This window comes from Candidatus Schekmanbacteria bacterium (genome assembly GCA_003695725.1).
Classification (GTDB): domain Bacteria; phylum Schekmanbacteria; class GWA2-38-11; order GWA2-38-11; family J061; genus J061.
Genome location: RFHX01000171.1, coordinates 1 through 14727, shown reverse-complemented (window position 1 = coordinate 14727; position 14727 = coordinate 1). Strand labels below are relative to the sequence as shown.

The 14727-nt window shown below is 37.1% G+C and carries 13 protein-coding genes and 1 tRNA gene; 7 read left to right on the top strand and 7 right to left on the bottom strand.

The window, feature by feature from the left end; translation table 11 throughout:
* The first annotated feature begins 107 nt into the window (after positions 1–107).
* The 6 genes from rpoZ (at position 108) to D6734_06915 (ending at position 6144) form a co-directional block, all read left to right on the top strand.
* Positions 108–317 carry a DNA-directed RNA polymerase subunit omega gene (rpoZ, locus tag D6734_06940; GenBank protein RMF94809.1) on the top strand — a complete coding sequence of 70 codons (210 nt, stop codon included), beginning with the start codon at positions 108–110 and terminating at the stop codon, positions 315–317.
* Between the two features lie 127 nt (positions 318–444).
* A complete protein-coding gene (gene htpX / locus D6734_06935) occupies positions 445–1287 on the top strand; it encodes a zinc metalloprotease HtpX (GenBank protein RMF94808.1) in 843 nt (280 codons plus the stop codon).
* Positions 1284–3689 carry an endopeptidase La gene (lon, locus tag D6734_06930; GenBank protein ID RMF94807.1) on the top strand — a complete coding sequence of 802 codons (2406 nt, stop codon included), beginning with the start codon at positions 1284–1286 and terminating at the stop codon, positions 3687–3689. Before htpX ends, lon begins: the two co-directional genes overlap by 4 nt.
* Positions 3690–3701: 12 nt before the next feature.
* The gene (locus D6734_06925) at positions 3702–4910 is read left to right on the top strand and encodes a DNA helicase UvrD (protein RMF94806.1); all 1209 of its coding nucleotides are present in this window, start codon (positions 3702–3704) and stop codon (positions 4908–4910) included.
* Positions 4911–4943: 33 nt separating this feature from the next.
* Positions 4944–5621 (top strand): hypothetical protein, encoded by a 678-nt coding sequence (locus D6734_06920; GenBank protein RMF94805.1) that lies wholly within the window; start codon positions 4944–4946, stop codon positions 5619–5621.
* Between the two features lie 94 nt (positions 5622–5715).
* Positions 5716–6144 (top strand): hypothetical protein, encoded by a 429-nt coding sequence (locus tag D6734_06915; protein RMF94804.1) that lies wholly within the window; start codon positions 5716–5718, stop codon positions 6142–6144.
* 4 nt (positions 6145–6148) lie between these two features.
* Here the strand turns inward: D6734_06915 and trxB are convergent, their stop codons facing one another.
* From trxB to ribE, 5 genes are read right to left on the bottom strand one after another with little or no spacing between them, the layout of a single operon-like run.
* A complete protein-coding gene (trxB, locus tag D6734_06910; GenBank protein RMF94803.1) occupies positions 6149–7351 on the bottom strand; it encodes a thioredoxin-disulfide reductase in 1203 nt (400 codons plus the stop codon).
* Positions 7339–7797: a transcription antitermination factor NusB gene (gene nusB / locus D6734_06905; GenBank protein RMF94802.1), complete on the bottom strand. Its 459-nt coding sequence runs from the start codon at positions 7795–7797 to the stop codon at positions 7339–7341. Before nusB ends, trxB begins: the two co-directional genes overlap by 13 nt.
* An 8-nt stretch (positions 7798–7805) precedes the next feature.
* Positions 7806–8273, bottom strand: coding sequence for a 6,7-dimethyl-8-ribityllumazine synthase (locus D6734_06900; GenBank protein ID RMF94801.1), 468 nt, complete (start codon positions 8271–8273; stop codon positions 7806–7808).
* Between the two features lie 17 nt (positions 8274–8290).
* A complete protein-coding gene (locus D6734_06895; GenBank protein RMF94800.1) occupies positions 8291–9523 on the bottom strand; it encodes a bifunctional 3,4-dihydroxy-2-butanone-4-phosphate synthase/GTP cyclohydrolase II in 1233 nt (410 codons plus the stop codon).
* A gap of 26 nt (positions 9524–9549) precedes the next feature.
* Complete coding sequence (ribE, locus tag D6734_06890; protein ID RMF94799.1) at positions 9550–10209, bottom strand: riboflavin synthase; 660 nt, start codon at positions 10207–10209, stop codon at positions 9550–9552.
* Between the two features lie 263 nt (positions 10210–10472).
* Between ribE and D6734_06885 the strand changes: the two genes are divergently transcribed.
* Positions 10473–10547, top strand: a tRNA-Pro gene (locus D6734_06885).
* A 140-nt stretch (positions 10548–10687) separates the two neighbouring features.
* Here D6734_06885 and D6734_06880 read toward each other — a convergent pair.
* Both D6734_06880 and D6734_06875 read right to left on the bottom strand, forming a co-directional pair.
* Positions 10688–13531 (bottom strand): hypothetical protein, encoded by a 2844-nt coding sequence (locus D6734_06880; GenBank protein ID RMF94798.1) that lies wholly within the window; start codon positions 13529–13531, stop codon positions 10688–10690.
* Between the two features lie 113 nt (positions 13532–13644).
* Positions 13645–14343 (bottom strand): PEP-CTERM sorting domain-containing protein, encoded by a 699-nt coding sequence (locus D6734_06875; GenBank protein RMF94797.1) that lies wholly within the window; start codon positions 14341–14343, stop codon positions 13645–13647.
* Positions 14344–14727: the final 384 nt, after the last annotated feature.

The window sequence follows — 14727 nt, the reverse complement described above, 5'->3', positions numbered from 1 at the left end:
TTATTTTACTATATTCATTACTTATTTTCTGATTAAATTCATCTTGAAATTTTAGCTATATTCGCTTATATAATCTTACTGAAATGCAATTTAGGAGGTAAAAGAGGATGAAGGATGGAAATCTTGAAGAAGTTTTGAATCAAGCAATAGAAAAAATCCCAAATAAGTATGAGCTTGTGTGTATTGCCGCAAAGAGGGCAAATCAGATAACAAGTGGATATACGCCTCTTGTCGAATCGAAATTTGTAAAGCCTGCAAGCATTGCTCTTCTTGAGATTGCTAAAGATAAAGTCAAAATTGAAACGGGTGAAGAATAAAAAAAAGCTTCACCTTTTTACGAAAAAGAATTACAAAATTTATTTCTTATTCAATAAGTAAAATTGCAGTTTTTTCCTATAACTAAATTATCCATTACAGATCTTCATAGGAGGCAAAGATAAGATAATGAACGGCACAAAAACTGTAGTTTTACTTGCCACGATGTCCGCTCTTTTTGTTTATGTGGGGAAACTCCTCGCAGGAGATGTAGGGATGTTTATTGCTCTCATATTTGCTTGCTTTATGAATATAGGAAGTTATTGGTTTAGTGATAAAATAGTTTTGAAAATCTACAAGGCAGTAGAAGTCGATGAAACAACTGCACCGGAATTGTATCACACTGTAAAAGAACTTGCTCTTTCTGCAGGATTGCCAATGCCTCGCGTTTATATAATTCCCTCACAAAACCCTAACGCTTTCGCTACAGGCAGAAATCCGCAGAATGCTGCTGTTGCAGTTACCGAGGGAATTCTGCAAATGCTCTCAATGGAAGAATTAAAGGGGGTGCTCGGGCACGAACTAACTCACATAAGAAACAGAGATATTCTTATCTCTACAATTGCAGCAACAATCGCCGGTGCAATAAGTATGATTGCCCAAATGGCACAATGGGCTTTTATTTTTGGTGGGGGAGTCGACGATGACGATGAAGGAGGAAATCCTCTCATATCACTTTTAATCATCTTTTTAGCGCCTATAGCCGCATTCATTATTCAGATGGCAATTTCACGCTCTCGGGAATATGCCGCAGACGAGGGAGGTGCAAAAATATCAGGAAATCCGCAATACCTTGCATCTGCATTAAGGAAACTTGAAGAAGGAAGATTAAAATTGCCAATGAATGCTTCTCCATCGACTGCTCATATGTTTATAGTAAATCCGCTAACAGGTGGAGGAATTGCAAGTTTATTTTCAACTCATCCTCCAACGGAAGAAAGAATCAGAAGACTTTTAGAGATGAAAAAATGAAATTTTTGAAATTTTTTTCAAAAAAAAACTATTCCTCTAATTTAAGAGGAAACAAAAAACCGAAATTTCCAAAGGAATTGTCACTTTTGCCTCTCAGAAACAGCGTTATGTTTCCAAATACTGCTACTTCAATAGTGGTAGGACGAGAAAAAACTCTCAAACAAATCAATGATGCAGAAAAAAATAGAGAAATCATAGGCGTTGTAGCTCAAAAAGACGAAACAATTGAAAATCCAACTTACGAAGACATTTATAAAGTGGGCACAGCTTCTTCTATCCTAAGAATATCCCGATTAAGCGAAAACAATATTACTGTAACTATACAGGGCCTCAAAAGATTCAAAATAAAAAGAATCATAAGAGAAGAACCATATTTTACTGCATTGGTTGAATATATCGACGAAAAAGAGAATAAAGATGTTGAAACAGATGCACTCTTCTTAGGATTGAAAGATTTGGCATCAAAGGCAGCCTCTCTTTCAAAAAATATTCCCGGCGAACTTGTCCAAATGATTCAAAGCATCAGTAGCCCTGCCACCCTTGCAGACCTTGTCGCATCCAATCTCACCATCAGTGTAAAAGAAAAACAAAAACTTCTTGAAACATTCGACATAAAGACAAGACTGAGACTCGTATCACTTCATATAAATAGAGAATTGCAGGCTCTTGAAATTGCCGAAAAAATCCGCTCTGATGTCGTTGGAAATGTAACTAAAGCTCAGAGAGAGTTCTATTTAAAGGAACAGCTCAAAGCGATAAAAAAAGAATTGGGCGAATCAGATGAGGACAATGATATTGCTGAGCTTGAAAAAAAGATAAAAGATGCTGAAATGCCTGAAGAAGCCCTGCAGGAAGCTAAAAAGGAGCTCAACCGCCTTTCCAAGATGCATCCCTCATCAGCGGAATATACTGTATCGAGGACATACATAGAATGGCTTACTGACCTGCCATGGAATAGATATACAGAAGACAATCTTGACCTCGATAATGTCAAGCAAATCCTCGATGAAGACCATTTCAACCTTGAAAAGCCAAAGAAGAGAATCATTGAATATCTTGCAGTGAGAAAATTAAAACCGCAGAAGAAAGGTCCTATTCTTTGTTTTGCAGGTCCTCCGGGTGTGGGGAAGACCAGTTTAGGCCGCTCTATTGCAAGAGCCCTTGGGAGAAAATTTATCCGTGTTTCTCTTGGCGGAGTTAGGGACGAAGCTGAAATCAGAGGCCATAGGAAAACCTATGTAGGCGCTATGCCGGGAAGAATCATTCAGGGGATAAAAAGGGCAGGAGCAAAAAACCCTGTATTTATGCTCGATGAAATTGACAAACTTGGTACGGACTTTAGAGGAGATCCGTCTAGCGCTCTTCTTGAAGTCCTTGATCCTGAACAAAATTTCGCCTTTTCAGACCATTACCTGAATGTTTCATTCGATCTTTCTCAAGTAATGTTTATAGCAACAGCAAATGTCCTTGAATCCATCCCACCTGTCCTCTTAGACAGGATGGAAGTTTTGAGCATTCCGGGGTATTCTGAAGAAGAAAAAACTATGATTGCAAAGAAACACATAATTCCAAAACAAATCGAGGAACATGGCATAAAATCAGACGATATAGAATTTGAAGATTCAGCTATTGTGCAGATTATTAGAGACTATACTCGCGAATCGGGATTGAGAAATCTTGAAAGAGAAATTGCAACGATATGCAGAATGACAGCAGTAAATAAAGCAAAAGGAGAAAATAAAAAAACTGTTATAACTGCAAACGATATTCATAAATATTTGGGAGCTAAAAAATTCTTTTCAGAAACTGCTCTTAGAATAACACGTCCCGGCATTGCAACAGGCTTATCATGGACACCTTCAGGTGGAGAAATCATATTTATAGAAGCGTCAAAGATGCCCGGCAAAGGCAACCTTATTCTTACGGGACAACTTGGAGATGTAATGAAAGAGTCTGCACAGGCGGCGTTGACTTTTATCCGCTCTCAAGCCGAGATTTTTGGAATAGATGAAAAATTCTATGAAAAGAGCGAAATCCACATACATGTCCCTGCCGGGGCTATTCCCAAGGATGGACCGTCAGCAGGTATTACTATATTTACCGCACTGCTTTCACTCCTTACAGGAAAAAAAGTCAAAAAAGATATTGCAATGACCGGAGAAATAACACTTCGCGGCACAGTCCTGCCTGTAGGTGGTATCAAAGAAAAAGTTCTTGCGGCGAAAAGAGCAGGAATCAAAACTATAATCCTTCCACTCCTCAACAAAAAAGATGTTGAAGAATTGCCTAAAGAACATATCAAAGACATTGAATTTTTCTATATCCAATCAATAGATGAGGCAGTTGGGAAATCATTCGAAGAGGAGATAAACTTGCCAATGCAAAAGAGCATCTATGTTTAAAAGGCTATTTTAATGGCAATTATTGCAGATTTCCATATTCATTCAAAGTTCAGCATTGCCACAAGTCCACTTATGATTCCAAAGTATATTTCCCAATATGCGGAAATCAAAGGGGTTGATATTGTAGGTACAGGTGATTTTCTACATCCAAAATATTTAGAAATATTAGAAAATAAATTAATTGAATCTGCAGATGGAATCTATACTTTGAAAAATGGAAGAGGAAAGACCCTTTTTGTACTTACAACTGAAATCTGCAATATCTTTCGGCATAATGGGAAGACAAAGAAGATTCATACATTGATGTTTTCTCCTTCCTTGAAGGACTGCAAAAAAATGTCCAAATCTCTCGAGAATTTAGGCAAAATTGGATCAGATGGCAGGCCTATTTTTTCAATGCATATTAAAGAAATAATGAAACGAATAATGGATATCAATAATGAAGTTTTTTTTGTGCCTGCCCATATATGGACACCATGGTATTCTCTTTTCGGATCATTCTCAGGATTTGATTCCCCTGAGGAATGTTTTGAAGATATGAGTGAATACATATTTGCATTGGAAACAGGCTTATCATCAGACCCTGCAATGAATCGCAAAGTGTCTAAGCTTGACAGATATACACTTATCTCAAACTCTGATGCACATTCGCCAATGGCAATTGGAAGAGAAGCAAATGTTTTTTCATCATTAAAAAACTTTAATTCATTGAAAAACTCTCTAAAAGGGAAAAAGGGGAATGACAAACTTCTATACACTATTGAATTTTATCCGCAGGAAGGAAAATATTTTGCAGACGGACATAGAAAATGCAATTTTTCCATTGTGCCAAAGAAAAAAGAAAAAGAGAAAAAAAGGTGTCCAAGATGCGGGAAAACACTGACTCAAGGAGTTTTAAATAGAATCCATAAACTCTCAGATAGAAGCCATGTTGAAGATTATCCTGATGTGGTAAACTCAAAGCATCTCGTCCCGTTAGATGATATTATTTCAAAAGTTGTCGGGATAGGCAAAAAAAGCAAGACAGTTAGAGAAATATATAACAAACTCGTACGAGAATTAAAAAGCGAATTTAATATTCTGCTCGATGCAAAAAGAAATGATATCAAAGAAGCGGCAGATGAAAGTATAGCAGAAGCCATAATAAATGTGCGAAAAGGAAAAGTGAAAATAACCCCAGGTTATGACGGTGTTTTCGGAAAAATAGATATTCTTCGATAAATTGCGTAAAGGTGATTCAAAAAGGAGAAAAGAATGAAACAATTAATGGGAGAAAAAATTGCAGAATATGATTACAATTACAGATACAAAGAAACATATATATGGCATAAAATCGAAGAATTTTACGACGAAGCAAAAAAAATAAGGTTTGTCCTTTTAAAAAAAGAAACGCGCAAAGGTGAATATTTTGTTAAACTGCCATCAAGCATTTGGGTTACCTGCCCCGGCTATCCTCCCCTTTCTACTGATTCAGCATTGCAGAATCTACCCGGTAAAAAACAAACACTTTTTTTTGCTGGATTGCCGACAGTCCAAAGCCAAGAGCATATAAAAATATTTGATAATTTTCTAAGTGAAAAACTCAAGCCCTTTGGTATAGATTATGAAAAAAGCTCAAAAGAATTGAAGAAGAGGACTCTTTCACGAAATATCAGTATTACAGGTTTTTTACATTTTAAAAAGGATATCCTCGATGAAGATTTTGCCCCCCAGATACTTGATATAGTATGTGCCGCATACGGAAAAGTCATACAATCTTCTCCCTATGAATGCCCTGTCAATGAATGGCGAGAAAGAATCATAGAGAAGCAGGCAATAAATGAATACTATCTTTTCAAAAAAGATGGATTTGATGTCCCGCTTTCAGGGCAACGCGCCTTTTTCACGATGCTTATGGATGAGCGTGAATTACCTGATAGAGAAGAAAACTGAATCCGATTATTTTATACTTTTTTTATTGCATTGCTTCATTGAATCATTTTACAATTTTCATATGAATTACCACCTTTAAAAGGAGGGTATTGATATGGATGAAAATGCAGTCAAATCTTCCTCCCGCCCCCTTCCAATAACAATTATAGCTATTCTTTTTATCGTATGGGGACTTATGGTTTTTGCTGATTTCACAGGAATTATGACTCCTAAAATGGATGGGAAAGCGGTCAATGTAATTCTGGGCTTCAGAATTTTTGGCATCTATGCAAAAATTATGGATGCCATTCAGCTTACCCTAATCGTGCTTATGATTTATGGGCTTTTCACAATGAAAAAGCTCTTTGGCTTTTTCCTCACATTTGCCTATATGGTTTATGCTGTCGTAAGCACGCATTCATGGGCGCTGATGGCGGGCACTGAAGTCTCAAAGCGCGCAAAGCTTAGTTATGACATTTTTGGTATAATTGCAGCAGGAATCATTTGCATCATTCTTTATATCAACAAAGAAAAGTTTTCATAAAGAATCAATTTTCTTCAGACATCTCGAGAAATCTTTCTGCATCGAGGGCTGCCATACATCCACTGCCTGCGGCTGTTACTGCTTGGCGATAGGTATGGTCTTGCACATCTCCTGCGGCAAATATGCCTTTGACGGAAGTGGATGTGCCGTTTCTAACAACAACATATCCTGCTTTATCAAGCTCAATCTTTCCTTTCCATACCGCTGTATTTGGAATATGGCCTATGGCGATAAAGACACCATCACATCTGATTTCGGAAACGGAATTGGTCTTTACATTCTTCACTCTAACAGCTTTCACACCAGATTGCTTTTCTCCTAAAATATCCTCAACAACGGAATCCCATATAAAAGAAATCTTTTCATTCTTAAAAGCCTTATCCTGCATTATCTTGCTGGCACGCAATTTATCTCTTCTATGAATGACATAGACCTTCTTTGCAAATTTTGTCAGCACAAGAGCTTCCTCCAAGGCAGAATCTCCACCGCCAACAACAACTACTTCTTTATCTCTGTAAAAAAATGCATCACAGGTAGCGCAGGTAGAAACACCATATCCCAAAAGCTCCTTTTCAGAGTCCAGTCCCAAGAAACGAGCTGAAGCGCCAGAAGCAATTATTACCGTCTCTGCATAAATTGTCATATCTTCAGCAAAGACCTTAAAGGGCCTTTGGTTTATATCTATATCAGTCATTTCCTTATTTATGAATTCTGCTCCAAATCTTTCTGCCTGCTTTTTCATAATCTCCACAAGCTCTGGTCCCATAATGCCTTCCACAAAGCCGGGATAATTTTCGACTTCAGTAGTCGTTGTCAACTGCCCTCCGGGTTCTCTGCCAGTAAGGACAATGGGACTGAGATTGCCTCGCCCGCAATATATTGCCGCTGTAAGACCTGCAGGTCCTGAGCCCACAATCAAAACCTTTGTTTTACGCTCTCCGCCTGCTTTTCTTTCGATACCAAGAATCTTGTCTAATTCTCCTTTTGAATCAAGTTCAGAAAGGTCATCAAATCCTCCTATATGTTTCCCATCGATAAAGATTTGAGGCAAAGTGGTTCTTCCGCTTCTCTCTTTCATTTCCTCTTCTAAAGCATCATCATTGGTTACATTGAGCTCTTTATATGACACACCTTTCGATTCAATCAGTTCTTTTGCTTTTTTACAGTATGGACAGTTATCAAGTGTATAAATTACTATATCAGGCATTCTTCTTTTCTCCTCTTCTCTTCTTCAATTTTCTCCTTTATTCTGTCAAGGACTCCATTGACAAATTTTCCTGAATTTTGAGCGCCGTATTTCTTAGCAATTTCTATTGCCTCATTTATGCTCACATTAAAATCAATGTCGTCAAAGTAGAGAAACTCTGCCACAGCGATTCTAAGAATATTTTTATCTATCGATGACAATCTATCAAACTTCCAATTTTTAAGAGACGATGATATCAATGGGTCGATTTCAGAGAAATTTTGAAAGACTGTAAAAACTATTTTTTCAGTAAATTCTTTTCCCTTTCCTGAAAAATCTGGCCTGAAACTTTGCCAGAATTTTTCCAAATCGGCATTTACTTCCTTAGGAAAGTCAACTTCTTTCAATGAATTATACTTGTAGAGAAACTGTAAGGCAAGTTCTCTTGCTTCCCGTCTTAATCCCATAAATCAACCTAAAGCTGTTTTAGGAGGTTTGCCATTTCTATGGCAGATAGTGCTGCATCACGGCCTTTATTCCCCAATTTTGTACCTGCTCTTTCGATTGATTGCTCAAGCGTATCGGCAGTAAGAACTCCGAAGGCAACAGGAATGCCTGATTCAAGCTGTATCTGCGCCAATCCCTTTGTAACCTCAGCTGCAATATAATCAAAATGTGGAGTTTGTCCTCTAATAAGCGAACCCAAACAGATCAAGGCATCGTATTTTCCGCTGTTAGCCATCTTCTTTGCAAGCAATGGAATTTCAAAGGAACCAGGGACACGAGCAACTGAAATGTTTTGACTTATAGCGCCGTTGCGAAGCAGTGCATCCATAGCTCCCTGAAGAAGTTTTTCAGTAATGAATTCATTAAACCGGCTTACAACGATTCCAAATTTCATACCGGTAGCATTGAAATTACCTTCATAATAAGTGGCAGTCATAACAATATCTCCGCTAATTATTTTATTTTATTCAAAATATGTCCTAACTTTTCCTGTTTTGTTTTGAGATACTTTATATTCGAATCATTTGCAGGTATTTCAATTGGCACTCTTTCAACGACATCTAAACCATAACCTTTGATTCCCACTATCTTTCGAGGGTTGTTTGTCATCAACCTGATTTTTTTAATCCCAAGATTAGCCAAGATTTGAGCACCTATCCCATATTCTCTCAAATCGGCTTTAAAACCGAGTTTTTCGTTTGCTTCAACAGTATCAAACCCCTTATCCTGCAATTCGTATGCTTTAAGTTTATTGAGAAGGCCAATCCCTCTTCCTTCCTGATATAGGTAGAGGACAACTCCTTTGCCCTCTGATTCAATTCTTTGCATTGCTGTGTGAAGCTGTTCACCGCAGTCGCATCTCTTCGAGCCAAAAACATCTCCTGTAAGGCACATAGAATGGACTCTTACAAGAATTTCACTTCCATCAGCCACATCCCCTTTAATCAGCGCCACATGGGAGTGATTATCAACAATGCTTCTAAAACCAATAGCTCTAAATGTGCCATAAGGAGTTGGAATAATAGTATCTGCCTCTCTTACTACGAGTGATTCTTTACGGAAGCGGTATTCAATTAAATCCTTTATTGTGACTATCTTTAAATTATGCTTCTTTGCAAATTTCATAAGTTTTGGAATCCTTGCCATCGTCCCGTCATCATCCATTATCTCACAAATCACACCAGCAGGGATTAGACCTGCAAGGCGAGCAAGGTCAACTGCTCCTTCTGTTTGTCCAGTTCGCTGTAAAACCCCTCCTGCAGCAGCACGCAGGGGGAAAACATGTCCCGGACGGGCTAAATCCTCTGGTTTTGCATCAGGCTTTATTGCTGTAAGGATAGTTGTCGCCCTGTCTTTCGCTGAAATACCTGTTGTAATCCCTTTTTTAGCTTCGATTGACACAGTAAAAGCAGTTTGAAAATTATTTGTGTTGTCAGATACCATCAATGGAAGGTCGAGTTTATCGCATTGTTCAGCAGTCATTGGAAGGCAAATCAAACCGCGCCCATATTTTGCCATAAAATTTATAGCTTCAGGCGTCACCTTTTCAGCCGCCATCGTAAGATCGCCCTCATTCTCTCTATCCTCATCATCGCAGAGGATTACCATTTTTCCTTCTTTTATATCCTTGATGGCATCTTCTATGGAGTCAAATTTATAATCTTCCCTTCTTTTTCGTGGACTCATAATCTCAAATTCTCTCCAGTAATGTTTTAATCTGTAAACCCAGCATTTTTCAACAATTCAAAAGAGATTGTATCCCTTTTATCAGACAATTTATATTCTGCAATTGCACGCCTTACATATTTTCCCAACATATCTGTTTCAATGTTGACAGCCTCCCCTATACCTTTATATTGGAGAATGGTATTCTCAAATGTATGGGGAATCACTGCTACGGAAAATGAATTCTCATCTAATTCAGCAATTGTCAAGCTTATTCCATCTACTGCCACAGAGCCTTTTTTAACCATTTCATTCAATAATTTTTTATCTGTTTCTATCTTTATTATTCCACCATTTGCCGTCAAATCGTAAAATTTGATAAAGCCCTTTCCATCGATATGTCCTGAAACAAAATGTCCTCCGATTCTTCCACCAAATGCAAGTGCCCGCTCGATATTCACCCAACTGCCCGTCCTTTTCTCTGAAAGAGTTGTAAGCGATAATGTTTCAGGAGAAATATCAGCACTGAATCCTTCGTGAGAAAAGGATTTAACAGTCAGGCAAACTCCGTCGACAGCTATGCTTTCACCAATTTCAAATCCTTTATCTGCAGGTTTATAGGAAATCGTTATCTCTGCATTTTCTCCAACTCTTCTAAAATCCTTTACTTTACAAACACTCTCTATTATTCCGGTAAACAAAGGTATTTCTCCTTTAGTGAAGGCGTTAGATTATTATTGTATTTCTCTAAATTAATCCTATTTATTGCGGAAAGAATTAAAATAAAGCTTTCATTTGAATGTAATCAATAATAAAGAAAGGACAATTTGTCAATAATTATCAGATAGTAAAGAATTCCAAAATCGATATACCAACTATAAATTTAAAAGATGATATTATTTTTTCGAGATATTGTTTTTTCTACTTGAATTTCTAACTAAAAATAGGTTAATAGTAGAAATCATTTCTTCGGGGCGTAGCGCAGTCTGGCTAGCGCACCTGCCTTGGGAGCAGGGGGTCGGAGGTTCAAATCCTCTCGCCCCGATTTTTCTTATTTTCTTTTCTGCCAAAAAAGAATTTTTAACCACCTTTTGATACCAAGATGCAAATAGAGAAACTAAAAAGCAGCAAAGTTGAAAACTATCGATTGAATAATTGGTAAAGTCGACAAATTGACAAAAGTTTCTATTTTGGCAGATTCAACTTTGTGGCAGGGTCTCCAAAAAGGAGTATATCATTAATATTGTCCACTGATATCTTGCCATAAGAGTTTTTCTTAGCCTCATTGAAAATAACCCCGGCAACCTTTTCGCCATTTCCGTCAAACAATAACTCAACAAATTCTTTGCCAAAGATTTCTGATTCCCAATTGTATCCTGCCCCTGAAGGCGCAATAAATGAAACAGCACCATTATCCTTTACGGTTATCATCTCTTCTGCCAAACATTCTGTATCAGGAGAGGCGAAGAAACCATTAAAACAGTCGAGCGTAAGAATAAGAGGAAGTTTATCACTGTTTGAAAGAGACAATATAGTTTTTACCGAAAATAATGTACCATTTTTCCCACTTGCAGACTCGCTTTCTCTGACAGCGGCCCACTCCTCCAAAGAGCCATGCCCAACAAAGTTGCACATAATAGCGCCCTTATTAATCTCATCAATCAGGTCTGATTGTGCTGTTTCAATATCAACCTTATTATTACTATTTGTATAATCATCAAGATATACTTTAGAAATTGTATATGTAATTGGAAGAAGCGAGGCAATTTGGTTGGATGTTTCAGTAAAATTTCCTGCGGAGGAGTCATATTTATCTGCCACAAAAATGACATTTTGATTCCAGTTGCCGGAAGCAGGAGATGTTTCATAAGCTATTATTTTTGCAATGGCATTATCGATTTCTTCCTGAGTTTTTGCAGGGATTCTGCCTATCGCCATATCAGGCAATTCATCATCGCCGTCAACAGATACAAACCAGTTATCACTTGGTGTTGGTCCAAAAGTAGAAGTATAGACAAGTTTCGTGGGAACATAGTTTTTAGTGCCACTTTTTTCAAAATCCTTATAATCAAAATTGGCATCTCCAATTATCAGAACATAAAAAGGTTTTGGAACCCAATTTTCATAAGCAAATTTCAGAAAATCCCTTATTGCCTGAGGGTCAAAAAGCCCATAGCTGAATTCATCATAGATATCTTGTACATCAACTATTTTAACAATCATTCCCTCCTTTTTTCTGTAATCAGCCAAAGCTTTTGATGATTTTTTAAATTTTTTGTGCGTTATTATGATGTAATCAGCGCCTTTAGGAGTTGATTTAAGATTTGAATTCCTATCAGATAAAATGGTAGAGGGTTTTCTAAATCCTTTTTTTGCATTTTCAAAATAAGTCTTATCTGAAGAAACTGTATCTGCAAAGGAAAATGAATAAGTTCCATCACTGTTTTTTACTTTGTTGGCTTTAATTTTCACTGGATTTCGTGGATCTGTAATGTCAAAAAGAAAAACAGATTTCTTATCAAAACCATCAATATTGAACTTATGCTTCCCTGTTTTGGAGAATGAAAATTTTATTGTATTATCAATTGCGGTAAATTTTTTGTTTATCGATAGATCAAACCAATTAAGATGAACTGCATCGTATTTTGCACCTTGATCTGAAATTTCTTCAACTGATAGAGTATTTGAGATTGCGCTGAGAAAACCTGCATCAAATGTTGTAGTTATAATCTTCTCATTTTCTCCATCCCAAAGAAATTCATCGATTAGATTACCATTTAAATATAGCTTTGTATGATGATCAGTTGTAATTGACGAATCTGTTGTGACGCCAAGAAGAGCAACCGTAGCTGTTACAACTTGTGAGCCAGCATGATAAAGTCCTTCAAGGTCAAAATCAACACTTTTTGTCCCATTACCTTGTGAAGAAGCCAATATGTAATCGCCCCACATCCAATGGTCCTTGCCTTCTTCACGAGGAACGGTTTGAACCCATTTATTATTCTTTTCAAAATGCAGAGTTTCATTAAAAAAGATTGGCGATGAGGATATATCGTTTACAGCTTTGCCATTGTAAGAAGCAATTCTTTTACCTTTTGCACCACCCCATAAAAGCCAATAAACATTTTCATCTGAATATTCGTTCTGATTTTTTTCAGCATAAAAGACAATAGAATTTGATTTTTTAAGATACTTCTTCTTTTTCCCTAAAATTGAAATAGCGCATTCACTTCCTTTATTGAAAAGTTTAAGGGTGGAAGTCTTAATCTTTGTGGGCTTAAAACCGGCTTTTTTGATATCCTTATAAGTAATCTTATAAATTCCCTCATCGGTAGTTGTTATCTTTAAAGTTTTTTTCGCTTTTTTAAAACTGGCAATCTGTACCTCTCTCTTTTTATTACCGACTTTTCTAAAAGATGCTTCTTGAGATGATTCTTTTCTGAGTTTGACTCGTACTCTAATTTTTGAGAAAAATCTTATCTCTTTTGAAAATGGATTGAATTGAATGGGATAAAAAATAATCTGTGTAAAACTCTCTCCCCTTATTATCCCCGATTCGCCCTTTTCAAAAAGCATCCCCGGGAAAAATGAATCGGAAGCGTAAGCTTCCCTGTTTTCAGAATAGACATCTCTTGTGTAGAGTTTTCCGTCCTTTACGGTTACTTCTTTTGACGGCGAAGGCAGAAGGTTGAATTCTGAAATAGTTTTCGATTCACTGCCGACAACTTCGATTCCCGCAATATTCTGCGCCGATATATCAAGAAGAGCAACAACCTTCGGCATCATGGGAAAGCCGGGTTTATTTAGAAATCCCGCGCCTTCAAGAGAAATCCTGTCGTAGGTTTTTCCATCGATATTTACTTCCTGCTTTTTGAAAGAAGGATAGTTTACATCAATGTCTATTATATCTTCATCACTTGATATAGTTATATTTACTCCTGCCTGCAATAATTGAGGTAAGAACGCAAGCACAAGAGCAAAGACAATGGTTTTAAAAAATTCCCTCATCTTTTTGAACTTTGTCTCCATATACCATAAAGACAGGCGACTTTGTCTGGCTTTTTACCAACATCTTTTATAAAATATCAAAAACTAATTCAATAGACGAAAAGAAGACAATCAACCTTTCAAAAAATCTATAATTAATCGTGATTTCTGCTCTTTAAGTAGCCAAACCCCACCAGACCGAAACCCAGAAGAATCATCGTTGATGGCTCAGGTATGGGAACAGCGGGATTGATTTTGAGAGTCCAGTTATCTATTCCCGCATCTATGGTGTAACTTCCAAAAGTAGTGGTATTTGCCCTGAAAAAACCAAATGATATTATACTGCCTGTTGCGGAAAAATCAGGATGGTCATTGTTATCATAAAGTGTATGGAAATCCTGTTCGCCAAGAGAAAGAAGAGATTGATGCGTCCATACGCTTTGATTGGAATAAAGCTGAGCAGAATAATAATATTTGCCGTTTTGAAAAAGAGCAGGACCTGTTGCCTCTCCATCACCGAAACCGGTAAACATAATGGAGTCTTCAGAATAATCTATTGAACCTATGGCGCCCTCTGTGGAAGGGTCATAATCAGCACCGTTTCTAATATGATAACCGAAAACAGAAGAACCGGGACCATAGTTCACTGAATTTATTATTTCCCTGAATTCGCCGGGATTTCCTCCTGTTGCAACCTGCATTGCAGTGACCGTCCCGCCACCTGCTTTAGTCTGAATGGTCAGCGACCAATCGGAATCGTTGAATGTGCTGTCATAAAAAACAAGGGCAGAAGCAGTGCATGTCATTACAAAAAAAGTCAGCAATATCGTAAATACTGAAATCATTTTTTTCATTTCGCCTACCTTCTAAATACTGATTAAAGATAATTTTGAACAAAATCACCGGCAAATTCTGAAATATCATCAAAATATTTTTGCCGGGAGATTAACGATGGCTCAAAAAATCAACTGCCTTGAATGAAACATTGTGGAATGAGGCATTGGCTTTGATTTGGCCCTACACCTAAATCATTCTTGCATGTGCCAAGGATTGCCTCTTCCGGAATTATTTTTACTTTAATAATCTTAGGTGATGTATATTTTTTCTTTTTCATATTTTTATCTCCTTAATATTATTATACATTTTTTTTCTAAATTTACAATTATCTTTTCTTTTTCTTCTTTTTAAATGATTTTTTCGATATTTTGATCTTATTTCCATTGTGAACTGTGCTATTC

Excerpts from the sequence above, each read along its gene's own strand:
- D6734_06900 (RMF94801.1), bottom strand. The coding sequence starts at position 8,273 with ATGACTGCCACTTATTATGAAGGTAATTTCAATGCTACCGGTATGAAA.
- lon (RMF94807.1), top strand. The coding sequence starts at position 1,284 with ATGAAATTTTTGAAATTTTTTTCAAAAAAAAACTATTCCTCTAATTTA.
- D6734_06915 (RMF94804.1), top strand. The coding sequence starts at position 5,716 with ATGGATGAAAATGCAGTCAAATCTTCCTCCCGCCCCCTTCCAATAACA.
- D6734_06880 (RMF94798.1), bottom strand. The coding sequence starts at position 13,531 with ATGGAGACAAAGTTCAAAAAGATGAGGGAATTTTTTAAAACCATTGTC.
- trxB (RMF94803.1), bottom strand. The coding sequence starts at position 7,351 with ATGCCTGATATAGTAATTTATACACTTGATAACTGTCCATACTGTAAA.
- D6734_06895 (RMF94800.1), bottom strand. The coding sequence starts at position 9,523 with ATGAGTCCACGAAAAAGAAGGGAAGATTATAAATTTGACTCCATAGAA.
- D6734_06920 (RMF94805.1), top strand. The coding sequence starts at position 4,944 with ATGAAACAATTAATGGGAGAAAAAATTGCAGAATATGATTACAATTAC.
- nusB (RMF94802.1), bottom strand. The coding sequence starts at position 7,797 with ATGGGATTAAGACGGGAAGCAAGAGAACTTGCCTTACAGTTTCTCTAC.
- D6734_06925 (RMF94806.1), top strand. The coding sequence starts at position 3,702 with ATGGCAATTATTGCAGATTTCCATATTCATTCAAAGTTCAGCATTGCC.
- htpX (RMF94808.1), top strand. The coding sequence starts at position 445 with ATGAACGGCACAAAAACTGTAGTTTTACTTGCCACGATGTCCGCTCTT.
- D6734_06875 (RMF94797.1), bottom strand. The coding sequence starts at position 14,343 with ATGAAAAAAATGATTTCAGTATTTACGATATTGCTGACTTTTTTTGTA.
- rpoZ (RMF94809.1), top strand. The coding sequence starts at position 108 with ATGAAGGATGGAAATCTTGAAGAAGTTTTGAATCAAGCAATAGAAAAA.